Here is a 21595-nt window from a genome sequence, read left to right on the forward strand (position 1 = left end):
GCCCATGTCGCTTCCCCACACCCGCAGAGCTGCCCTCGGGGCCGGTCTCGCGTCCCTGATGTCCGCGCCGCCTTCGGCCCTGTTCCTCGCGACGGTTGCCGCCGTCCCGATGGGCCCGGCCGCCGAGACGGTCCCTGCGATCTTCCTCGACGCTGTTGCCGCAGCCACTGAGGTAGCGGCGCGGGCATCCTCTGGCTCGCGTGGCGACGACACCGCCCGCCTGCCCGATCACGCCTCACTCTGGGCTCGCATGCCCCTGCCGTTCACGCCCGCCGAGGCGTGGCATTCGCTCTCGCCCGCCACGCAGGCCGAGATTGGCGCCGCCGTCATCGGCATGGTTCTGGCCGAGTACGTCTCTGGCGACATGCATGGGGACGCGGATCACTTCCACGACGACGCCTTGCGCGGCGACGCCATGGATGTCGGCAGCGACCTGCTCACGCGCATCGAGCAGCGCCTGTGGGTGCTGTTTCCCGACCTCTACGGCCCTGACGGCGATCACCCCGCCTGGGCCCTGACTTCAGGCATGGCGCCGCCCGCCGCCTGACCTGACCCGCCCCACCGCGGGGCGCCTCTCATCACCGAGCCACTGCCACGAGCCCTCACCGGAGCCCGAACGATGACGCACGCCTGCCTCAGCCCCGATCCGATCCATGCCGCGATCGAGCGCCACCGCGCCGCCTGCGATGCATACCACCTCGCCCCGTCGCTGATCACCAACGACGATATGGATGCCGCGACCGATGCCCTGGTGGCGACGGTCTGCACCAGCCGGTTCGGTGCCCTGTCCCTCCTCGACCATCTGCGCAACTGGCTGAACGAGGAGGCCGAGTTCGCCGCCGGGCACCAGCCCAGCTATCGCATCGCCTTCGCCCGCGCCGCCGATCTGACCCTGTTCCTCGGCCGCGCGATCCCGCCGACCGTGCTGCCGCGGGCGATGCCATCGGGCCGCCTCGGCATGCCGGTGTCGGCTCGCCCGCTGCCTGCAGTCGACCGCCAGCACCGGACGGCGGCGGTCACCCCGCGGGACGAGCCTCAGCCCGGCGCCATCGAGCCGTGGGAAGCTGTGACCCCGGTCCGACCGGATACCGCGCACAGCCGCAGCCTGCGCTTCCTCGACACGGCCGGAGAACTGCTGGCCGCGGTCGCCATCATCGGCGGGGGCATGGTGCTCACCGGCCTCGCCACCCTGCTCTGAACCCAGCCCGCAACTCAAGCGGGCCGCTCGCCCGCGTCCCTCATCCGAGGATCCCGCAATGTCCCTGCGCACATCCCTACAGAAGCTGATCCGCCGCGACCCCGTCGCCAGCCTGCGCGAGCGTGCCACCGAACTGCGCGGCAGCCTAAACCGCCGGACTGTCGTCGCCGGCACCGTGGCCGCCGCCGTGCCCCTGCCGGCGCTCGCCGCTACCGTGGCGCCTGCTGCCGTCCCGTCCGACCTCGCCCGTGCCTGTGACGCTGCCGTGGCGCATCTGGCTTGGATCAACAACCCGGCACACCCTGACGACGCTTGGCCGGACGAGCGGTTAGAGGCCGAACTGGACAAGGCCGAAGACGTGGTGTGGCGAGCGGCCAATGAGCCGGCAGCCAGCCTTGATGACCTCTCGGCCAAGGCCCGGCTCCTGATCGCGGATAGCGGGCAGCATCTCGGCTGGAGCAAGTTCGCAGGCGACCGCGCGACGCTGACGCTCCTGCGGGAGGTAACTGCCCTCGCGCCGACCCGGGCACTGCCGCCCGCACCCATGGCTGTCGCTCCTGTCGAGCGCGCCGAGTACCGAGCGCGCCTGCTGGCCGCTTATGCCGAGGACCGAGCACAGCGCCCGATCAGCAACGTCGCCCAATTCGGCAGCATCGAGGAGCGAGCCGCCGCCCTCGTGGGCAAGCGTCTCTGGAGCACGGCACGCGAAATTCTCGCCCTGCCGCCGCCCGCGACCACCGAAGGTCTGACCCTCACGGCGCTCGCCGCGACGATCCTGACGGAGGCTGAATTCACCAACGATGACCCAGCCATCACTGCCGCCGTCAGCCTGACGCGCGCTGTCCTAGCATTCACGGGGGCGGCGTACCCTGATGGGTTCATCGGGTTCGGCGACGAGCCCGACCACAGCGACCGCGACAAAGCACTCTACACTTCCGCGGGGTCTCTCCCGGCATGGGCCATCGCTCAAGCGCGAGCCGAGATCGCTGCCGAGGACGAAGACGACGCCTGATGCCGCCACCGCGCGGCGCCTAACCCGTCGCGCCACCTGTCATCCTGTGATCCTAGGAGGCCACCTCGTGCTCTCTCTCAAGCTCCCCAACCCGTTCCGTCGAAGCAACGTCGACAGCCTCCGTGATCGAGCCGCAAATCTGCAGGCCGATCTAGCCCGTATCGCTCAGCCAAACGCCACACAGGTCACAGCGCCTGCTCCCGACGCTGCTCAGCCCTCCGACCTTGTGCATGCCTGCAATCAAGCCATGGTCGACTGGAACACCATTCAGCCGCGCAGCCGAGCGGAGGACTGGGGCGACGAACAGCTTGACGAGGCGCTGGACGCCTACGGTGCTGTGTTCCGGCGGGCGATCAACGAACCAGCTCGCGACGTGGCCGAGTTGCAGGCCAAGGCCCGCCTCCTGCTGCACGATTTGGAAGCGCACAACACGACAGACCGAGAGGAAAGCACCCTCACGGACGACGTGCGGCTGACGCGTGTAATTCTGCGCGAGGTTGCCGCTCTACACAACACCGCAGCGCTGACTGACCTGACCGACTGGCGTGACCCGCCGCTCGGGTTCATGGCCTTTCCAGCGATTGACCCGCAGGGGTTCGTCATCATCCGCGAGGGCCTACGGATGGAACTGGAGCGCCTGCACCGGATCGCGCTGGCGGAGTACGCCCGCAAGGTCGGGCCGGACGCCACAGAGGCAACCCGCGCCCGCGTTCACCGGGAACTGCGCCTCGATGCGTTTGAGGCCGTGGCACCGAACGGCGACGCTGAGATCCTGGCGCTTGGCTTGGCCCTTGATGAGGCGCACGCGCGCTGGCGGGCCGCGACCCCCGCATATTGGGCCGCCCAAGACCATGTGCGGCAAGCGTGCGAACGGGCCAAGGCGCGCGGCGGCTCGGCCCATGCCGCCAGCATAGCGGCTTGGAATGCGCCTGGCATCGCCGAGGCCAACGACACGTTCGACGCCATCGGCGCTGAATTGGAGCGCATCAGCAAGGCCATCTGGCGGACCCCGGCGCGGACCCCGCTCGGTCTCGCCGTGAAGGCGCGCGCCACCCTCGTCATGGTCTTCGTGTCCGGTCAGTACGAACGCGACAGCCATCTCGGTGAGGGCGAAGATCTGACGGAGCAAGCCACCCGCGCGCTGATCGAGGCGTGCTGCATGCTGGCTGGCGTGGATTGGAAAGGCCAGCCTCTCGGAGAGGACGCCGCCGAGGGGCCGCCGCGCCCAGTCGTCCCCCCCGTCCGAGCGTGGGCTATCGAGCAGGCCGCCAAGGTCAACCTGTCTGGCCTCGACATCCTCCAGCTTCACAACCTGTACGGCCTGTTCGCGGGGGCGGCGGACACCTGGAGCGCAGCGACTTGCGTCCCGTGGGCTCGTCAGAGCCCCGAAAGCCCATTTCATACCCTCACGGCTGGCGGCGAGACGGTCGAACGTGAGGAACAGCGGGCCGCCGAGGTCCGAGACCGCATCGTGGCTGAGATCAGAACCAAGATCCCGACCGGGAGCCTGGAGCACGGTTGGCGGCTCGAAATCCTGATCCGGCACGAGATGCTGTGTGAGGGATCGCTGCAGCACGCGCCCGATCTACGAGCCGAGATCGCCAAGGCTTGGGGCGGCTGACCGCTCCTTTCCCCCTGTAGCCGTGCGTACCGCCTCGGCCGGATCTCGCCGGGAAAACTGCCAACCTCAACACGCACCCAGAGATCATCATGACCAGTGTCGTTCGCTTTCCGGGCGGCCGGATGCCCCCTGCTGCCCAGCCCATCCCGCGCGAGGAGTTCGAACGGCTCGCCGATCTGGCCCTCGACATCGTTGATCGGATCGTCGCGCTCCTCGATGCCGATGACGGTGATCCAGACCGCGAGGACGGTGGTGATGCTGAACCGAGCCTCGGCGCGCCGGAGGGCCACGCCTCCCAGATCGTCTGGTTGCGGGGAGGGGACCGTGACCTCGAAGGGACTGAGCCGGAGCAGGCCTAGGCGGTCGGTCGGCGGGTCTACCGGGGCTTCGGCTTCTTCCGGGCTTGAGGCGCGGGCGCATATCTCGCCTGATCATAGGCGCGGCTGCGTTCCCGCGCGGCCTTCAGCCGCCGGAGTCCTTCGTGGAAGTCGTGCTCGCCCCGAGCCTTCTGCGGCGTCTGGTTGAGCAGCATTGAAGCGGTCATCTGCAAGCACGCGCGCCGGATGTCGCTCACGGCCAGAATGCGGTCGCTAGAGCCGTCCTCCTCCCATCGGGCCAGATCCTCGGCGCTGGGCACGAAGGTCCGGTCCTCGGCATCCGCGGCGTCAGCGTCGAGCATCTGGTTCAGATCCCAACTGGGGACCCAGGTGCCGACGACATCGCGGTAGGCTTCCATTGCCTCAATGCAGGCCACCATTTGGGCACCGAGTTCCCCCGACGAGCCTGATCCGCGCGAGACCCGCATGATGTTGGCCGCCAAGCGCCGGAGGGTGACCCTCACCTTGGCCTCGACCTCGTGAGTCCGGATCTCGGCCTCGGTGCGCTCGCTGACGACCCGCATGCCTCACCCCAGTCCTAGAGGCAGAGCCATCACCGGGCGGCCCGTGCCGGGGCGCATCCTCGTGGGCGGCTGCCTTTGTGGCAAGCCGCCCTGTGCCATTCCAATCTCCCATGAGGCTGATTGGCTTTTAGTCTCGCCGGCCTCGGTCCCTACGGCTTCTCCAGCAGGGCGATGGTGCACTTAACGATGCGGTCCCAGCGGTCACAGATGGTCGGCTGCGCGGCGAGGAAAGACCGGTTTCCCTCGATGTTCGCAACCACGTCATCGAGGGTCTGACTGGCGAGCGGTTGCCGCGCCAGCGCAGGCGCATAGTAGTCGACGAGTTCTCCGAGCATCGACCGCACCGCGGCCTCATGGTGAAACTTCAGGATCGGATCCCTCCGCGCCTCCCAAGACGCCAGCGGATCAAGGGCGGACGGATCGCTGTACCGGGCGCCGGTGACCATCGCGCTGATCGCCGCGTGCGCCTTCACGTAGGGCCGACCCGGCCCTTCACTCACAAAGACCTCGCCGGTGTCCTCATCAAGGACCGCATGGGCGATTGGTTTGCCAGCTGCGCGCAGGGCGTCGACCTGAGCGAACAGGTCGGGGTTGCTCTGCTGCATCTCGGCGACGATGGCACTATCGAGGGTGGTCGTCATGGCTGTGCCCCCAATTGGCAATCAGAGCCGCGCCGCGAGACTGGCGACCACTGGGTGCGCGGCGGGGCTGACGGCGATCGGCGTCCCGGTGGCGGCCTTGGCCGCGATAGCGGCTGAGAGCAGGACCCAATCGCACGTGGGGTCGGTCGGATCGCAGCTTGCCCGAGCCTCGACGACGCCGCGCCAGATATCAGCACCTTGGATCTCGACCAGCAATTCTAGGGTGCTGAGCCAGTAGCCCGCGGCCGGGAACGCATGCTTCAGTTCCGCCAGCGCCTCCACCGCATCCTCGAACTCATCGAAGGTGAATGCGAAGCGCCGATCGGGACGGTCCGGCAACCCGATGTGGATGGCGAAGCCGCCGTCGTCCTCTGCGTCTTCGATGCCGCTTAGAAGATACCCCTCGCCGGCCTCGTAGTTGGCCTCCAAGATAAAGTACGATGCGCGGAGAATGTCCGCCTGTTCGCCCTGATTGAGGGACGAAAAATCGAGATTAAGCCGGGTCATAATCGATGCCTGAAATGTATTGCTTCAAAAAATGAGTTGATCCGCACCGCAACGGCGCGCGACTCCCTGATTATCGAGCCGCAGCGGCCCGCGTCCATTTTAAATTCGCGCCGCGGCGGCCTGCCGCACAACGGGCAGCGGCTAAATATCTGAATGACGCTCCGCGAAATCTTGGAGGGCGGGATCATCAAGCCCGTGAAGCCCCTCACGCCCAAACAGGCCGAGAAACGGGCGGACCGGCGCCAGCAGGTGCAGCAGCGCATTGCAGACGAGCGCACTCGGTCGGCGGCCAAGATCCGCGATCTTAAGACCGAGATGCCGTAGCCGCGGACGCCCCCTGCAGGAGAAAATCGACATCGCGCCTCCGGGTCCGCCATGATGATCAAGACAGCCGTGTCCACGCGAATTTCGAGGGGCACCGGCCGGATTGCCGAGGACCAAGAATTGACCGACACACCCGCCGAGGGCCGCCGAGCCCGCGCGCACTTGATCGCGCGCCAATTGAATGCCCGCCTTGCCGCTGAGGGGCTGTCTGTGAAGGCCCGCGCCGACCGTAGGGCTATTGCAGCCGCTGCCGGAGCCGAAGCAGCTGAAAGGCGACGCCAGCGTGATCTACGCCGGCGCCCTGGCTACGCGGCCGGTGAGGCCAGCCAGCCCTTTGAGCCGGAGGTCCGCCTAATTCGCGTCGAGACCAGTCGCACCGACGCGGCCGCCGATGTCGACAGGCCGATGACTCATTTGACCTTCGCGGAAATGAAGGCGCAGGCTGAGATTTATCCGGCTGCGCCGGCGGAGGTGCACGAGCGGAAGCTGATGGAGCGACAGCGGAGGCGGCGTTGACCCAACCGTGCGGCCCGGCCGAGATGTATGGACACGGCAGGGACGCCGAGCCGTCCCTGGCCGCGCCCGAGAACGCCACCGGCTCACAGGTCACATGGTTGCGCGGCAACGATCAGGACCGCGAGGCCAAGGCGCCCGAGACGTCGTTGCCGGAGGTGCCGGCCGAGCTGCTGCCCGAGGTGCAGATCCTGCCCTGGCGCGGCCGCGGCAACGTCATCGCGGCGGCCGGCACGCTCCTCATCGACCTGCTGGAGCAGGCTTGAGATCGTCAAGCCGCTTCGCGGTCAGCCAGGTGAGAGGGGCAGAACGTCGGAACACTCATCGCGCTCAGATGCCGCGTATGTGAAACGCGGTGATCTTGTAAGGAAATCCCCCACAGGTCACAGCTAGGCCATGGCCGTGCGCAGAACCATCACCGTGTCGATCACCCCGGAGCAGGAGGATTTGATCCAAGCCTGCCTGCAGTCCGGACGCTTCGCCAGCACCAGCGAGGTCGTGCGCGCCGCGCTGCGACTGCTCGACCGTGAGGAGAGCCGACCGAACCCGGAACGCCCCAAGTTGCGTGGCGACGGGGAGGCGGCCCGTGCGTGAGCGCGTCAGCGACCTGCGGTCCGAGCGCGATGAAGCGCGCCAGCGGGAGGCCGCATCGCGTGTCGATGCCGAGCGGATCCAACTGGCGCTGTCTGCCGGGGCGATCATCGGCACGTGGTTCTGGGACCTGCCGTCAGATCGGTTCACGGTCGATGAAGCGTTCGCCACAGCGTTCGGCCTCGATCCGGCACTTGGCCGCGAGGGTATCCCGCTAGCCCAGATCGTTGCCACGGTTCACCCGGACGATCAGGCGGGCCTCTCGGCCGCCATCACCGACGCGATCGCGCGGGGTGGCCGCTACGCCCATCAGTATCGTACCCTCCGGGCGGACGGCCGATATCGCTGGCTGGAGGCCAACGGTCACGTCGAGCATGGCCCTGACGGCACGCCGCTGCGGTTCCCCGGTGTGCTGATCGATGTGGCCGCGCGACGCCTCGATGCGGCACTCGGCGCGCTCGGCGAGCGGCTACGCGGTCTCGGCACACCCGAGGAGCTGGCGCTGGCGGCAGCGGAGACGGTCGGCATAGCGTTGGGCCTGTCACGCGTTGCCTACGGCGACATCGATGCCAGCGGTTCCCGTGTCGTGATCCGACCGGATTGGCTGGCGTCTGGCCAGCCAAGCATCGCCGGCATCCACGAGTTCGTGAGCTACGGGTCATACATCGACGAACTGCGGCGCGGTGAGGATGTCATCATCGACGACATCGCCAAGGACCCCCGGACCGCTGCACAGATTGAGAATTTCAGGGCCATCGATGTCGCCGCGCTGGTCAACCTCCCCCTGATGGAGCGGGGCCAGTTCAAGGCCGTGTTCTGTCTGAACGCCAACCGGCCGCATGGGTGGACGGCGGAGGAACTGAACTTTGCCCGCCGGGTGATGGACCGCACCGAGGTCGAGATCGCCCGGCGCGTCGCGGAGCGCGAGTTGCGGGCCACCGAGGCGCGCCAACGCCACCTCCTGAAACAGATGCCCGGCTTCGTCGGCGTGATGACCGGACCCGAGCACGTGTTCGACTACGTCAATGACGCCTATGTCGAGATCGCCGGACCGCGCGACTACATCGGCCGCACGGTCCGCGAGGTCTTCCCGGAGGTTGAGGGTCAGGGGTTCTTCGAACTGCTTGATCAGGTCTACACCACCGGCGAGCCATTTTCCGCCAAGGGTTCGCCGGTCCATCTGAACGGTGAGACGGCCCCGCGGTTCATCGATCATACCTTTCAGCCGATCCGCAACGACCAGGGGGCCGTCACCGGTATCTTCGTCGGCGGCTACGACGTCACCGAACAACGGCGCATGGCGCTGGCGTTGCAGGATCTCAACGCCGACCTGGAGCGCAAGGTGACGGAGCGTGCCTTGGCGCGCGGCCGAACCTGGCAGGTCAGCCCCGACCTGCTGGTGGTCATCAACGCCGATGGCCGCTTCGAGACCGTCAACCCGGCCTGGACGGCCACGCTCGGCTGGTCCGAGCACGAATTGACCAGCACGCCGTTCGCCGAATTCGTGCATCCCAACGATCAGGCTGCGACGCTGGCCGTGTGGCTGGACGCGGTCGAACGCGGCTTGCCCGCCCTGCGCTTCCAGAACCGCTATCGCCACAAAGACGGCACGTGGCGCTGGCTCGCCTGGGTCGGTGTCCCAGACGACGGCAAGGTGTACTGCTCCGCGCGCGAGATCACGGCGGACAAGGAGCAGGCCGCCGCCCTCGATCAGGCTGAGGAAGCCCTACGCCAGTCGCAGAAGATGGAGGCGGTCGGGCAGCTCACCGGCGGCGTCGCCCACGACTTCAACAACCTGCTGACCGTGATCAAATCCTCGACCGACCTGCTCAAGCGCCCAGATCTCGCCGAGGAGCGACGCGTTCGCTACGTCGCGGCTATCGCAGACACGGTGGACCGCGCCGCCAAGCTGACCGGGCAGCTCCTCGCCTTCGCCCGGCGGCAAGCGCTCAAGCCCGAGGTGTTCGCAGCCTGCGATAGCGTGCGGGCGCTCTCGGACATGATGCGCACATTGACCGGCTCGCGGGTGCAGATTACCACCGACCTGCCCGCGATCCCCTGTTTCGTCAATGCCGACGCCAGCCAGTTCGACACCGCGCTGGTCAACCTCGCGGTCAACGCACGCGACGCGATGAATGGTGAGGGCAAGATCACGATCTCGGTGTCGCCGGTCGAGGCAATCCCGGCGATCCGGTCGCACCCGACCGTCAAATCTCCCTACGTGGCAGTCTCGCTCAGCGACACCGGTACCGGCATCCCGGATCACACCATCGAGCGGATCTTCGAGCCGTTCTTCACCACCAAGGAGGTCGGTAAGGGCACCGGGCTCGGCCTGTCACAGGTGTTCGGGTTCGCCAAGCAATCCGGCGGCGACGTGACCGTTGAAAGTATGGTCGGCGAGGGCACCACGTTCACGCTGTTCCTGCCGCGCGTGCCGGCCCCGGCGCAGATCAAGGTGGCCGATGAGGCGGCCGCGTTGATCGACGGCCAGGGTACACGCGTGCTGGTTGTCGAGGACAACGTAGCGGTCGGTACGTTCGCCGTGCAGACGCTGAGCGATCTGGGCTATGTGCCCGTTCTCGCGGTGGACGGCCCGGCTGCGCTAGCAGAGTTGGCTAGGGATGCCGACCGATTTGACGTGGTGTTCTCGGATGTGATGATGCCGGGGATGAGCGGCATCGAGTTGGGGCAGGCGATCCGCCGCCTGTATCACGACCTACCGGTAGTGCTGACCTCAGGCTACAGCCACATCCTGGCGCAGAACGGTACCTACGGGTTCGAGCTGCTGCACAAGCCGTATTCGATCGAGCAGCTTTCACACATCCTACGCAAGGCAGCCTCGTGGCAGCGGCGTAAGCAGTTGCTCGGCGAGTAACTTGGATTGAGTTCAAACCGCAACCCTACCGGTCGCGTCGGCGGGCTGGTTGCTCGTCGAGCTGCTGAAGCGCGCCAGATGTAAAGCTTGCGGTTCTCTTAAGCTATGCTTTGTTGCGCCGCAATGCGAGTGGTCGTAACAGTCGCAGTCACTTACCTGCTTCCAACCGAGAATATCCGTCTTATGACGGAGTCTGGCATCTCGTATTCATCGTAGATAGTCAGATCGACCTTGGCTGCCGTGGCCCGATGCAAGATACGCTGATCCGTAAACTCGAAAGCTTCGAGGAGCTGACTGACGCCGACCGTACCGCACTGCGGGCGTTCGTCCCGAGGGTGAGACAGGTGCCGGCGCGGACGGACCTGATCCAGGAAGGCGACACCCCCGGCGACGTTCACCTCATCCTCAACGGCTACGCCTGCCGCTACAAGGTTTTGCCGGACGGCCAGCGCCAAATCATGGCATTCTTCGTGCCCGGCGACTTCTGCGACCTGAACGTGTTCATCCTCGATCAGATGGACCACACCCTCGGCACGGTCTCGGCCTGCCAAGTGGTCGAGATCCCCCGGCATGCCATCGAGGAGATCACGGCCCACCACCCACGGGTGACGCGGGCCCTGATGTGGTGCGCTCTCGTAGATGAGGCCGTGCTGCGCGAGTGGTTGGTCAACATCGGCGGCCGACAGGCGGATCAGCGCATCGCGCATCTGTTCTGCGAGCTGCTGCTGCGCCTGGAGGCGGTGGGGCGTGTCACCGACAACAGTTTCCCATTTCCATTCACCCAGACCGACGTCGCCGACGCGGTGGGCCTGTCGGACGTGCAGGTCAGTCGCACGCTGCGGGAATTGCGCCGGCTCGACCTCATCACGCTGCGGCACCGGGTCCTGACGATCCTGGACGTAGAGCAGCTCAAGGCGTACTGCGGGTTCAATCCCAATTACCTCCACCTCAGGAACGCGCGTTGGAGTGGCCGCCGGCAGTTGCCGTGGCTGAGTAGCGTTCGAGGGGACTAGCGGTGGCGGACCGGGACAACGTCGAGAGCCTGGTCGTCCTGCAGCCTATCTCTGTAGACACTGCGAGCCCGGACCATGTTGGCATGCTCGTGATCGCCAACGGGCTGCTCGTGGCCGTGCTGGTGCGCCTTGATGCGCCCGAGCATGAGCGACGCGGGTCTTGGTATATGGAGGTCAGGCTCGGCCGGCTCGCGAAGGTACGCCCGCCCGTATTCGACACCCTGGAGAACGCGACGCGGTGGGTGCGGCAGCGCCTGCGAGGGTAAGCCGATGAGGGAGCGGCTCAGAACCCGTAGCTCAAGCCCTGTGTGCCAGCCGCTGCGCGATCCAGGCTTGCGCCGCGTTGAGATCGGCAAAGGTCGGCTGATAAGCCGTGTCCACCAGTCCGAAGCCCGCCTCCAGGAACCACATCCCAGCCAAATCCTCGTGAAAATCTGAGAGCTGCACCAGAACCGCCGCGAGCAGGCCGTCAGCGAAGACCAACTGGCCGTTGATGTCGTAGCTGCCCGTTCCAACGTGCACGGGTTGTAGGCGTAGGGTCATCCGGCCGCCTCTCCAACTGCAGGTACGTTGGGTCAAACTCCGAAATCCGAAGAAGTTCGTCCCACGCCTTGATCACGAGCATCCGGCCTTGGAGCGTGATCAGGGTCCGGCCGCGCATCTCCTGCAGAACACGGTTGATGTGCACGGGCGTGAGCCCCAGTGCATCGGCGATGTCGGTCTGCGTGATCGGCATCGGGCAGCGGTGATCCTCGGCCAAGCCTACCGACCTCAGCCTCAAATACAGCTCGCAGAATAAGTGTGCGACGTGCTCGAAGGCCAAGCGCTGACCCGTGCTGATCAACCATTCGCGGAGGACCGCAGCATCGAGCAGCGTGTCGCGCCAGAATGCAGCCGCGAGGCCGGGGTGGCGCGCCGTCAGCTCTCGCAAGCTCTCGTGGGGGATGATGGCCACGACGACCTTAGTCAGGGTAGCGAGGCTGTGATCTATTGTCGGGATGTGCAGGCTCTGCAGGTCCGGGATATCGCCAGGGATATGAAACGACAGGATCTGCCTTTTGCCCTCTCTGAGCATCACGTAACGACAGGCCCAGCCATCGAGGATAAGGCAACAGTGCGTCGGCTGATCACCCTCGCTGACGATGTTTTTTCGAGCATCGAGAGTGTGGATCCGCGTCGGTAGTCTCCAAACGGCCTGACGCTCTGCATCCGAAAGAGTGGCGGCGCTCTCCAGCTTGCGGATGAGCATGGACAGGGCGGGTTGGTCCGGGGCCGAGTTCATGTCGCTCCACCTCGCGTCGCAGGCGGAAGCGCACAGCTCTCCCAGTCATCAGCGCCTGTGCCGGATCAGCCGATGATGACGCGCAGAATAGACTGATGTTAATTCCGGCGTTCCGTCATAAGACGGATTTCGGCAGCGATCACGTGCTTGTCGTGCAGCTCAGTTTGGCTTCGCCGGCCTTCCAACACGGTCTGCCAGCGCGCATCCCACCTCAAAAAGAGCGAGGCGCAAGCCGGGCAACGCAGATTTCGCCCCATCCGCTTCGATCAGAGCGTGCGCTAGGATCAGGTAGTCAGCGATTTGGTCGAGATGGTCCGTGGCTATGGTCGCGGGGTGCGTCGGTGGCGGTATGAACCGCTCGACGTTGCCGTAAGCGTGTATTTCGGCAGTCGAACAGTCGGCAATTTCCGTGAGTGAACCGAGATAGCCGATGAAAGTATAATCAGGCGGTCCGATCGAGGGAACGCCGCCCACTCCGACCCAGCGGTAATCGCCCGAAGGTTTGGCTAAGCGGTACCTAATGCTGAACTCAGATACCTTAGACAGCGCCTCTTCTAAAGTTCGTTCGACAATTGCCCTATCTTCTGGATGGACGCATTTCAGCCAGCCTCGCCCGAGCGAGTCTTTGATGGTCTGTCCGGTCAGAACGGGCCAATCGGAACTCGTATGGATAGTTTGACCGGAGGCATCTGTGACGAAGATCAAGACTGTCCCCAGACAAAAGCCATCATATGACGGCTTATTCAATCATTATGCCATCGCGACGCATCTATCAATCCTAGGTGGAATGAGGCATACCAATGTGCGCGTCTGGATTGGTGGGATCAGCGAAACTGGACGATGTCGCATGACCGTGAGGCAGCGCTTGCACGCCTACAAGAGATCGCTGATGTACTCGGGATACATGTCGCGGACCTGACGTCTGGACCCACATTTCAGAGGCTCTGGGCCGACAATGAGTTCATGCGCCTGTGGCACAGCCTTGGGACGGACGCTGGACGTGACGCGGCTCTGGACGCCCTGCGCAGGATTTTGGACGAGGAACGCGATTAGGAAGCGCGCAGCAGCCGTTCGGTTTCCTCTCCCAGCTCAATCCTCCCAGGATTGAGCCGCGTCCGCATGGCCTTGCCCGGCTTGAAGTGAACGCTCCGCTTGGCCGACACGGTGACGCTCTGGCCCGAGCGCGGGTTGCGGCCAGTACGCGCCTTACGATCCCGCACCGCGAACATGCCGAAGTCGCGCAGCTCAACGCGGTCGCTGTCCGCCAGCGCAGCGGCGATCCGGCCGAGGACGACATTAACCACCGCCTCGGCCTCGTGCGCGTAGAGGTGTGGGTTCTGCTTCGCGATGCGGGCAATGAGATCGGACCGGATCATGGGATGGACGTGCCGAGACCTCGGCAAAGGTGCAAGCGCGGCTGTTCTCGGCCCTTACTCGCGTCCGTCTTTGTCCCCCTCGGCCGCGGTGGCGTCGCCTTCTGGGATGGGCTTGAAGAAATCCTCGACCGGCCGACCCAGAGCATCGGCGATGCGTCTCAGCATCCGCATCGTGCGTTCGCGGTCCCGCGTCCCGTCGGTGTTGCCGGTAGGTGTCAGCCAGGAAGCCTGGTCCCCATTCTCGGGTCGCCCAGCCATATCGCGCTCGCAATATCTGATACCGCACATTGTATGTCCGGTTGCCAATCGACGCAAAGTTGCGATGTTGTGTGGTCCGCTACAAGACGCATAAACGTGAGGAAGCGCATGGCTCATCGGGTGCCGGAGAAGACCCTCACGCCTGCCTCTCTGCCCATGGCTATGCTCAAGATCGGCCTCTGGGAGGACGACGTCTCTGCCGATCGGATCCGTGGCGACGCCGTGATGGCGGCGATGTACGGGCTATCTGAGGCCGAAGCCGCGCAAGGTCTATCGTGGAACCGCCTCAGTTCGCTGTTTCATCCCGATGACCTACGGGCGCACCCAACTCCTCAGCGTCATGTGCGCCAAGACGGTGGCCTGTTCGTGTGGGAGCATCGCATCGCGCCCGCCCCCGGTGTGGTCCGATGGGTCCTGGCGCGCGGGCACTTCGAGCGAAACGCAGATGGTCGGGTGCGCGGACGTGGGATCGTGATCGACATCACCGATACGCGGATGGATGGCGTGATCGATGGGCCAGCACAGTTTCTGGCGGCCTACGAAGCTTCCGGCGCGCTGCTGGAACGGATCGCCGATCGGGCGTTAGAGCTGTGCGGAATGATCCGAGATCTGGAGCCCGAGGGTGCCGAGTATCTCCGCATCCTGATCGAGGCGCTGCTGCATGAACTGGGTCGGCAGATCGCAGCTTCGCTACAGGAAAGCCCGCCAGCTGCCGAGCGGCCCCGCGGCACCAGGATCCACTGACCACGTGCTGATAGGCAGATTGGTCTGGGAAGGGCCGTGGGCGGCCTAGGGGGCGGTCAGATGCGCCGCCATGACGACCGCCGCGACAGCGGTGCGGAACGTCTTCTCCTGCGGACCCGCTCGGTTCGCGACCTCGGTGGGGCTGATCGACGAGGCAACGAGCGCGGCGATGTCGAGGCTGTAGCCGCTGGCGAAGCGGTAGAGGCCGGCCGCCGGATCCCGCATGTACAGGTCGATCGCCGCGACGACTTCCTGGCTGGTGATGACGCCCGCCTTGCGCAGGTCCGCGAGGGTCTGTGGTCCGGCCGGCATGGTCGCGCTGATCATCCCCTGACGTTGACTTAACCGTGCCGCCCGGCCGACATGGACCGTTCCGGCTGCACCCGCCTTGGCGAGTCGCGGCCGCCATTCAGGAGAGATCGCCGCGAGATAGACCCTGAAAAGCCAACAGGCCCCCGTCGCCAAACGGGAGCCTGCTGAAAACCTGGGGCCTTTGGAGGGCCAGTTCCTAATCCCCCAAAAGCCACACGACCCCCTCGGGAGTCAAGCGAGAACGCCAATTCTCGCACCGGGAAGGCTTTGCCTGGACCCTAGCCGCGGCCCGTGAGGGACCGGGACCGATGTTTCACGCCACCATGCGGGGGGCGATCGAGGACGCGCGGACACTCGCGCAACTCGACGACCTGTCGCGCACCATCTGGCAGGCTCACGCCGCCGAGACCGTGACCGACGCGGAGGCGCAGGGCCTCGCTGAGCTGCTGCACACCCGCAGGAGCGCCGTGCGCGAGGCCGTGGCGCCCGTCGGCATCCCACTCGGCCGTGTGACGCTGTTTCCAGCCAAGCGCCTCCAGCGGGCTCCTGAGCGATCCGTGGCGATCGAGCGCCGTCGTCGGCTGGCCTGCTCCGGTCCAATGCCGCCCGCGCTCGCCTCGCGGTTCACCACCGGGCAGCTCGCGGTCCTGCGGATCGTCGGCGACGAGATGGCCCGCAACGGCGCCTGCGGGCTGTGTATTGACGCCATAGCCGCCAGGGCGGGCGTGTGCCGGCGACTCGCTCAGGCCGCGATCCGGTTGGCTGAGGGCGACGGGCTCCTTACCATCCAGGAGCGCCGCCACCAGGGCCGGAAATCGGATCCGAACGTGGTCCGCATCATCAGCCGCGAATGGCTGCAGTGGCTTCGGCGGGGAGGGCGGTCCGCGGCCCCGGCGTTGCTGGGCAGCATAGGGTGCAAACCGATTCACCCCACGGATAAGGGAGATCCACAGAGGCAGGTTGTGGATGCGGAACCGAAAAGAGGCTGCCGAGGGGCAGCGGGCGACCTCGACCGATCAGGCCGGATGAGAATCCGCGCGGATCGTGGCGCGGGTCGAGCCATGCGGTGAGGGTCTGCGTCCGATCGATATGCCGAACGAAGCCGGGAAGGTTCGACGGGTTCGGAGATGCGGCTTGCCCATGCAACCGGCCGCGCTTATAGTAGTTTCACTATAGGAATGCGCCATGCCCGATCAGCCCGAGCCGTCGCGCCAAGTCATCTTCGTGGCCTCCGCGCGGCGGGATATCCAAGCGATGCCCGCCGAGGTCCGGCGCGAGTTCGGTCAGGCGCTCTTCGAGGCTGAGTGCGGCGGGAAGCATCCGCACGCCAAGCCGTTGAAGGGCATCGAAGCTGTTGAAGTCGTGACGGATTTTGATGGTGATACGTTCCGGGCGGTCTACACGGTGAAGCTGGAAGGCTTCATTTTCGTGCTGGATGCCTTCCAGAAAAAGTCGACCGTCAAGCGGAAGACGGCCGTGGTGGACCTAGACCGGATCAGGAAGCGGCTCGCCGCCGCAAAGGAGATGCATAAGGCCCTGCTGAAACTTCGGGACGCCGGTTAGTCGGACCGGCGGAATTCGGCCCGCGTGGAGCCCCCTCCTCCCGCGAGGTTATGACCCTCATACTCACGGAACCGCCCCCATGCCCGCTTCCTTCGCCAGAACCGCAAAGCCCGCAGGTCGTAGTGTAGCCCCCCAATCGCCTCTGCGCGCGCCAGCTCGGGATACTCGCCCCGTCAAGGCGAAGCTTCCTATGGAAGCCGAAGCCCCGTCCGTGCAGGCGGAAGATGAGCCGATCACATTCGAGGTCAGCAGCGGCAATGTCTTCGCAGACCTCGACGTTCCAGAGGCCGCAGACGAGGCGATCAAGGCGCGCCTTGTCATGCGCCTACGTGCCGAGATGGATCGTAGGGGGCTCAGCCAAACCGAGTTCGCCAAGGTGCTTGGGGTGAAGCAGCCCGACGTGTCCAATCTGCTGCGCGGGCGTGTACTCGGCTTCTCGCTTGAACGGATGTTCGAATTCACCCGTGCGCTCGGCGACGACGTTGAGATCACTCTGCGGCCGTCGAAGGCCGAGCGGCGCGGTCGCATGTCGCTGAAGGTGGCTTGAGGGGGCGGTCCATGGTCGATATGCAAAAAGCTATCATCGCTTTTAGCAACATTTGCTTGGGCGATACGCTCGAGAAAATGGCTATCGAATTAGCAAAGCACAACGGCGGCAGACCGGGGGCTTGGCTCGATGCGATAGAGAAAGCCGCAATAGATAATGCTCGTCACAGCCATTCAGAGGGGCTGACTGTCGAGGAAGAGCATAAGGTCTTGGATGGCGCAATAAAAATGCTTCAGTTTAACTTTCACAACATCCGGGAAGAACTAAACAAAAAACCTGATTAGCGCCTGTCCGAGTTGGGGCGCAGGACCCTCGGCGAATGGCACAAGGCCCGCCTTGTGCCCCAACTCGCGGCGCCATCTCGACAGCCGCGCTTCCCGCGCCCATCTTGGCGGGATGCGCTACGCCCTCGCCACCGTGATCGTTGCTGCGTCTATCTCCGGCGCCCGTGCTATTGATGTTGGCGATGTCATTTCACTATCGTCTAACGGGGTCGGTAGCACGGTGGTCTCTCATCGCGTCGCCCCCACTGGTCTTCATGAGTTGTCCGCACAGACCCTGGAAACCAATATCTCGGAATATTGCGAAAGATACGAAGACGTTCATCCGTCAGATAAAGGTTGGGCAAATTGTCTTCAAAGTAACAAATCCTCAGAGAAACTTGAGCTTCAAATCAATTGTAAACGCCCAACTGTAATTGTTGCCGGTGACGGAGCATATAGACCGTCTCGCAATGGTGGCCCTTGGGTATCCGTGGCTAACCCCAATAGCATCATCCAGGCGGACCAATTGTTCTCGCAGGTTTGCGGCCCTCGCCGATGATGCAGGTGCTAGCCCTGCCCGTAGTTCGCTGCCTGGACGAATTGCCTTTCCTTCAGCCGATCTCGTAGGTTGTTGGCGATCTCGCGGCTATCTCCGGCATTCTGGAAGATCATATCGCCATGGAAATGGGACTCGGCCGTCGATGTGCTGACGCTCCGGTTGTCGTTGCTGATTGAGGCCAGCCTGTCAGCCTGTGCGGAGCTAGCCTGCGCCACGACAGCCGCGGCTCCGATGCGGGCGGCCGGCGGAGTGTCGCCGTAAAGGAGTGATGCCATGGGCTTCCGCTTGTTCGCCTCATTCATCGTCTGCCCTGGGGCATCCGGCATGCTGTTCGGCTTGAGGACGGCGGGCGCACCGTTCGGCAAGGTATTGCTTTCCGGCTTGCGCGGACCGGCCTGTATAGTGGCGATATCCTTATCTCGCTGCGCCGAGGATCGGATTTGCGGCAGCCATTCCCGAGCGTGGCGAGCCCGTCCGCCTTCTTCGCCAGGGCCGAACCGTTCGCTCTCACGGACCCCGTGAATGGCATCCTCAATAGTCGGGTTGTTCCGCAGGATTGCGCCGCCCCGCTCCGTCCGAGGGTGGTCGTAGATGGCATCGCCCGGTTTCGAGTTGTGCTCCGCAACCCAAGCCTTCGTCTGCCACGCAGCGTCGTATGGGTTGCCGCCTTGGGCCTCGATCCATCTTTTGATCTTAGGCCAACGATTTCGGTCCCATTGCCAAAGTCCGGTATGACCGCCGCTTACATCGTTGTGCGCGCGTGGATTGAAGGTACTCTCCGTCTCCATTGAGCCGACAACGGCCGCAATGGCGTTGTCGCCATAGCCCGCGTTTCGAAGTTCACCCGTGATCGCCTTGACGTTCGCGCTCTGCGCCAGCTTATCCAAGCCGCGACGGGCGCGCGTGCGCATACCGCCATTCTCGCCAGCATCTTCACCGCCGCCGCCGATGAGTCGCCTACCGAACCGCTTCGTAGCCTCCCACGCGCCACCGATGGCGCCCCGCACCCGTGCGCGCCGGTCGATGCCCTCCTTCTGCAGGACAGCCTGATCGGGATCCTTGGCAGCCTCCTCAGGCGTCTGGAACCCGTGCCCCATCGCAGCGGCGCCGATCGCCACCGGCAGGCCTACGCGGGCCATGGCGGCCAAAAGGGACGTGTCGCCGATGACGAGGGCGTTCCGGATGGCAGCGATGCCGACAAGCACCTGTCCAACCTTGCTGGCCGCCCAAAGGCCAAAGAAGATCTCTGCGACACGGGTCCAGCCTCCGACAGCCTGCGCGGCTGAGTTGGCGTCTTTCACAAAATCCCTGATGCCTTTACCGACATCATCCCACGGGATCTTGCGCAGCTCGGTCGCGAACTTCGTGACCTCGCCCACGATGTCGTCTTTCAGCCAGTCCTTGTTCAGGTCCAGCCAGTCGGCGAACCGCTTCATCAGATCCGTGATGACGGGCGTGAGGGCCGTGGAGATCTTCCGGCCGAAGTCCGTCACCCGGTCGGACAGATCCTCGTACTGCTCGCCCAAGGCGCGTGCCGCATCGGAGTCAGCCTTGGACACGAGCCCGGCCTTCTGGGAACGCGATAGCGCCTCCTCGACGGCCTTCCTGCCCTTCAGCAGCAGGTTGATGGTGGCTTCGCTGTAGCCGGCCTGCTTAAGGAGGAAGCTCGCCGTCGAGGCCCCCGCCTTCTCGGCCGTGCCCTTAGCCGCTTCCGCGAGATCGCCGAACGACTCCTCCAGCTTGCCGTTGAGGCGGATCTGCTGGCCGCTGATGCCCTGCAACCGAGCGAACGGCACGAGCGCCGACGCGTTGCCCGAAGTGCGCAGCTCATTGAGGGTATCCGAGAGCTGCTGGAACGAGGCGGATCCTTCACCCGCCGTGCCGCCCGCTCGCTTCACCGCGTTGTCGAAGGCCGCGATCCGCTCGGGCGCGACGCCGAGACGATCGGCCATCCGGCCCATGGCGGCGTCGGCCTTGCCGATATCGGTCACGAACTGGCCGACCGCGCGTCCACCGGTGAAGATGGCGAACAGTTTTAGGGCATTCCGGCCGAGCCGGTTGAGCGAGTCCGCCGCCTGGTCGTGCGCGCGGGCGACTTCCTTGGCATGCCGCTCAGCCTCCTTAGCTGCCGCCCTCTCGTCCTTTTCGATTTGCTTGAGTGCGTCTCGATGGGCCTTGGCCTCTTGCTTGGCCGCCTTCTCGGTCTCGCGCGCCGCTCGGACCGCCGCCTTCTCCTGAGCGAGCGCGGCCTTCTCGATGTCCTTCTGACCTTGGATCGCCGCTTTGGCGGCCTCGCGCTGGCCCTTCGTGAAATCCTTAGGGTCCAAGCCCAAGGTCACGATCAAAGCGTCCACAACCGTAGGCATTCGCGTCCCCTTAAATCTTCAGCCTTGAGCAAGAAAGTGTCGTGAACCACTTCCCTCTTGGCGTCTCGCTCTCAAGCTCATGGTAGGAGTTGGTAATATACCAAGTGCCGCAGGCCGGCTTGAGGTCGCTCTGCACTTCAACACTACCACCGTACTTGTATGTAGGGTTGTAGAGTGTCGTCACTTCGATGCCGCTGGCCGTGAACCGCGGATAGCCTCGCATGCCTGTCTGCGCGCTGATCTGAGTAGAAGCGCCCTGCCGCGAGCCATTCTTAGGCCAAATTGCGAGCGTGCTGTTTTCAATCGTCCAATTGATCCCGGCCATGCGCGCGAGAGATTTAATCTGCTGTCGCGGTGAGCTTGGCAAATACGGGTTCACGACTTTGCATTGAACGTCGTTATTTTCCAGCGTCAGCCCAGCCATATCAGCGAGTTGGCTCATGAGTTGCGCAACGTCGGTAGATCCCGCGCGACTGGTCGGCTTCGCTTCGGCGACGGCTTCATAGAGGCCCGCCAACGCGTCGACCCGCAACGCGCCCATTGGCTGTTCGATGTCGGCGAAGGAACGGATGATCGTGCCCTTGAAGCCGATGCCGCTCTGGCCACCCTCTTCGCGCGGCATAATCGTGATGGTGTTCTGGCCAATAACATCCGAGTTGTACGGCATCTGCGTCAACTGGTTCAGCATAGTGAGTGGCAGGCCGTAGATGCTGACGGTCGCCTTGCCCATGTCGGGCGAGCCGGCATTTTCAATTCCACAAAGAACGCGCAAGCCACTCAACTTCGCGGTGTTGCCGCCGCCTTGAAATTCACCGTTCGAAAGCGAGATCGAAACGTCAATGTATTTGCGCGAGAACGTCACGGCCTAGGTCCCTGCCGTGGGCGCCGGGCCGGTGCCGTGGGTGTGGCCCTGTAGATCAACCTGATCACCGGTCCCTTGACCGGCCGTCATGTTGCCGGGCGTCGTGATGTTGCCCTTGCTGTCGATGATCGCGCCATTGAGGTTCCAGCCGGACGACGAGCTAGTCAGAGTGTTCTTGTTGCGGTCGGCGCAGTCGATGCCCTGATCCGTGAACATGAAGTGCTGTTCGATCGGCTGAGACTTGCGCGGGAGCACGCCGTGGAAGAT

28 protein-coding genes are annotated in these 21595 nt (G+C 64.7%); 17 read left to right on the forward strand and 11 right to left on the reverse strand.

All coding sequences use genetic code 11. The annotated features are described in order from the left end of the window. Nucleotides 1–4: 4 nt before the first annotated feature. The 5 genes from BLQ49_RS27760 (at nucleotide 5) to BLQ49_RS27780 (ending at nucleotide 4190) form a co-directional block, all read left to right on the forward strand. Nucleotides 5–547 (forward strand): hypothetical protein, encoded by a 543-nt coding sequence (locus BLQ49_RS27760; protein WP_091722645.1) that lies wholly within the window; start codon nucleotides 5–7, stop codon nucleotides 545–547. A 72-nt stretch (nucleotides 548–619) separates the two neighbouring features. Then, nucleotides 620–1198 carry a hypothetical protein gene (locus tag BLQ49_RS30495; RefSeq protein ID WP_244507788.1) on the forward strand — a complete coding sequence of 193 codons (579 nt, stop codon included), beginning with the start codon at nucleotides 620–622 and terminating at the stop codon, nucleotides 1196–1198. A gap of 58 nt (nucleotides 1199–1256) precedes the next feature. Continuing rightward, entirely contained in the window at nucleotides 1257–2210 is a 954-nt protein-coding gene (locus BLQ49_RS27770; protein WP_091722647.1) for a hypothetical protein, read from the forward strand. Nucleotides 2211–2277: 67 nt separating this feature from the next. Continuing rightward, nucleotides 2278–3831, forward strand: a complete 1554-nt coding sequence (locus BLQ49_RS27775) for a hypothetical protein (protein WP_143012361.1) — start codon at nucleotides 2278–2280, stop codon at nucleotides 3829–3831. A gap of 89 nt (nucleotides 3832–3920) precedes the next feature. Then, complete coding sequence (locus BLQ49_RS27780) at nucleotides 3921–4190, forward strand: hypothetical protein (protein WP_091722652.1); 270 nt, start codon at nucleotides 3921–3923, stop codon at nucleotides 4188–4190. Between the two features lie 17 nt (nucleotides 4191–4207). Here BLQ49_RS27780 and BLQ49_RS27785 read toward each other — a convergent pair whose 3' ends face one another. The 3 genes from BLQ49_RS27785 to BLQ49_RS27795 form a co-directional block, all read right to left on the reverse strand. Further along, complete coding sequence (locus BLQ49_RS27785; RefSeq protein WP_091722656.1) at nucleotides 4208–4732, reverse strand: hypothetical protein; 525 nt, start codon at nucleotides 4730–4732, stop codon at nucleotides 4208–4210. Nucleotides 4733–4881: 149 nt separating this feature from the next. Further along, on the reverse strand, nucleotides 4882–5373 hold the full coding sequence (locus BLQ49_RS27790; RefSeq protein ID WP_091722659.1) for a hypothetical protein: 492 nt from the start codon (nucleotides 5371–5373) through the stop codon (nucleotides 4882–4884). Between the two features lie 21 nt (nucleotides 5374–5394). Continuing rightward, nucleotides 5395–5880 (reverse strand): hypothetical protein, encoded by a 486-nt coding sequence (locus tag BLQ49_RS27795; RefSeq protein WP_091722662.1) that lies wholly within the window; start codon nucleotides 5878–5880, stop codon nucleotides 5395–5397. Between the two features lie 153 nt (nucleotides 5881–6033). Between BLQ49_RS27795 and BLQ49_RS29945 the strand changes: the two genes are divergently transcribed. The 7 genes from BLQ49_RS29945 (at nucleotide 6034) to BLQ49_RS27825 (ending at nucleotide 11462) form a co-directional block, all read left to right on the forward strand. Further along, entirely contained in the window at nucleotides 6034–6204 is a 171-nt protein-coding gene (locus tag BLQ49_RS29945) for a hypothetical protein (RefSeq protein WP_167627808.1), read from the forward strand. A 51-nt stretch (nucleotides 6205–6255) separates the two neighbouring features. Then, a complete protein-coding gene (locus BLQ49_RS27800; protein ID WP_091722664.1) occupies nucleotides 6256–6720 on the forward strand; it encodes a hypothetical protein in 465 nt (154 codons plus the stop codon). Continuing rightward, on the forward strand, nucleotides 6717–6983 hold the full coding sequence (locus tag BLQ49_RS27805; RefSeq protein ID WP_208859129.1) for a hypothetical protein: 267 nt from the start codon (nucleotides 6717–6719) through the stop codon (nucleotides 6981–6983). Before BLQ49_RS27800 ends, BLQ49_RS27805 begins: the two co-directional genes overlap by 4 nt. Before the next feature lie 130 nt (nucleotides 6984–7113). Next, nucleotides 7114–7311, forward strand: coding sequence for a type II toxin-antitoxin system ParD family antitoxin (locus BLQ49_RS27810; RefSeq protein WP_091722668.1), 198 nt, complete (start codon nucleotides 7114–7116; stop codon nucleotides 7309–7311). Then, the gene (locus tag BLQ49_RS30500; RefSeq protein WP_244507789.1) at nucleotides 7304–10183 is read left to right on the forward strand and encodes a PAS domain-containing protein; all 2880 of its coding nucleotides are present in this window, start codon (nucleotides 7304–7306) and stop codon (nucleotides 10181–10183) included. The genes BLQ49_RS27810 and BLQ49_RS30500 overlap by 8 nt, the downstream gene beginning before the upstream one ends. Nucleotides 10184–10431: 248 nt before the next feature. After that, entirely contained in the window at nucleotides 10432–11196 is a 765-nt protein-coding gene (locus BLQ49_RS27820) for a Crp/Fnr family transcriptional regulator (RefSeq protein ID WP_091722673.1), read from the forward strand. An 83-nt stretch (nucleotides 11197–11279) separates the two neighbouring features. Beyond that, entirely contained in the window at nucleotides 11280–11462 is a 183-nt protein-coding gene (locus tag BLQ49_RS27825) for a hypothetical protein (RefSeq protein WP_244507790.1), read from the forward strand. A 31-nt stretch (nucleotides 11463–11493) separates the two neighbouring features. Here the strand turns inward: BLQ49_RS27825 and BLQ49_RS27830 are convergent, their stop codons facing one another. From BLQ49_RS27830 to BLQ49_RS27850, 4 genes are all read right to left on the reverse strand, one after another. Beyond that, nucleotides 11494–11679 carry a hypothetical protein gene (locus tag BLQ49_RS27830; RefSeq protein ID WP_342028225.1) on the reverse strand — a complete coding sequence of 62 codons (186 nt, stop codon included), beginning with the start codon at nucleotides 11677–11679 and terminating at the stop codon, nucleotides 11494–11496. Then, complete coding sequence (locus tag BLQ49_RS27835; RefSeq protein WP_091722682.1) at nucleotides 11666–12478, reverse strand: Crp/Fnr family transcriptional regulator; 813 nt, start codon at nucleotides 12476–12478, stop codon at nucleotides 11666–11668. Before BLQ49_RS27835 ends, BLQ49_RS27830 begins: the two co-directional genes overlap by 14 nt. 159 nt (nucleotides 12479–12637) lie before the next feature. After that, nucleotides 12638–13183, reverse strand: coding sequence for a PAS domain-containing protein (locus BLQ49_RS27840; RefSeq protein ID WP_167627809.1), 546 nt, complete (start codon nucleotides 13181–13183; stop codon nucleotides 12638–12640). 344 nt (nucleotides 13184–13527) lie between these two features. After that, the gene (locus BLQ49_RS27850) at nucleotides 13528–13854 is read right to left on the reverse strand and encodes an HU family DNA-binding protein (RefSeq protein WP_091722691.1); all 327 of its coding nucleotides are present in this window, start codon (nucleotides 13852–13854) and stop codon (nucleotides 13528–13530) included. 366 nt (nucleotides 13855–14220) lie between these two features. Between BLQ49_RS27850 and BLQ49_RS27855 the strand changes: the two genes are divergently transcribed. Beyond that, nucleotides 14221–14856 (forward strand): PAS domain-containing protein, encoded by a 636-nt coding sequence (locus BLQ49_RS27855; protein ID WP_244507791.1) that lies wholly within the window; start codon nucleotides 14221–14223, stop codon nucleotides 14854–14856. Nucleotides 14857–14901: 45 nt separating this feature from the next. On the opposite strand, the gene BLQ49_RS27860 is transcribed toward BLQ49_RS27855, so the two are convergent. Further along, nucleotides 14902–15168, reverse strand: coding sequence for a hypothetical protein (locus tag BLQ49_RS27860; protein ID WP_091722694.1), 267 nt, complete (start codon nucleotides 15166–15168; stop codon nucleotides 14902–14904). 308 nt (nucleotides 15169–15476) lie between these two features. Here BLQ49_RS27860 and BLQ49_RS30065 point away from each other — a divergent pair, with 308 nt between their 5' ends. The 4 genes from BLQ49_RS30065 to BLQ49_RS29370 all read left to right on the forward strand — a co-directional run bounded on the left by BLQ49_RS30065 (nucleotide 15477) and on the right by BLQ49_RS29370 (nucleotide 17562). Beyond that, entirely contained in the window at nucleotides 15477–16238 is a 762-nt protein-coding gene (locus BLQ49_RS30065) for a hypothetical protein (protein ID WP_208859130.1), read from the forward strand. A 115-nt stretch (nucleotides 16239–16353) separates the two neighbouring features. After that, on the forward strand, nucleotides 16354–16731 hold the full coding sequence (locus tag BLQ49_RS27870) for a type II toxin-antitoxin system RelE/ParE family toxin (RefSeq protein WP_091722696.1): 378 nt from the start codon (nucleotides 16354–16356) through the stop codon (nucleotides 16729–16731). A gap of 190 nt (nucleotides 16732–16921) precedes the next feature. Beyond that, nucleotides 16922–17278, forward strand: a complete 357-nt coding sequence (locus tag BLQ49_RS27875) for a helix-turn-helix domain-containing protein (RefSeq protein ID WP_091722699.1) — start codon at nucleotides 16922–16924, stop codon at nucleotides 17276–17278. Between the two features lie 11 nt (nucleotides 17279–17289). Continuing rightward, complete coding sequence (locus BLQ49_RS29370) at nucleotides 17290–17562, forward strand: hypothetical protein (protein ID WP_143012362.1); 273 nt, start codon at nucleotides 17290–17292, stop codon at nucleotides 17560–17562. Between the two features lie 546 nt (nucleotides 17563–18108). Here the strand turns inward: BLQ49_RS29370 and BLQ49_RS27880 are convergent. The 3 genes from BLQ49_RS27880 to BLQ49_RS29965 form a co-directional block, all read right to left on the reverse strand. Beyond that, nucleotides 18109–20454, reverse strand: a complete 2346-nt coding sequence (locus BLQ49_RS27880) for a phage tail tip lysozyme (protein WP_091722702.1) — start codon at nucleotides 20452–20454, stop codon at nucleotides 18109–18111. 22 nt (nucleotides 20455–20476) lie between these two features. Continuing rightward, nucleotides 20477–21328 carry a baseplate hub protein gene (locus BLQ49_RS27885; RefSeq protein ID WP_143012364.1) on the reverse strand — a complete coding sequence of 284 codons (852 nt, stop codon included), beginning with the start codon at nucleotides 21326–21328 and terminating at the stop codon, nucleotides 20477–20479. 3 nt (nucleotides 21329–21331) lie between these two features. Continuing rightward, on the reverse strand, nucleotides 21332–21595 hold a 264-nt coding region (locus BLQ49_RS29965), incomplete at its 5' end, for a hypothetical protein (protein ID WP_167627810.1).

The sequence above is a fragment of the Methylobacterium phyllostachyos genome (assembly GCF_900103445.1).
Taxonomy (GTDB): domain Bacteria; phylum Pseudomonadota; class Alphaproteobacteria; order Rhizobiales; family Beijerinckiaceae; genus Methylobacterium; species Methylobacterium phyllostachyos.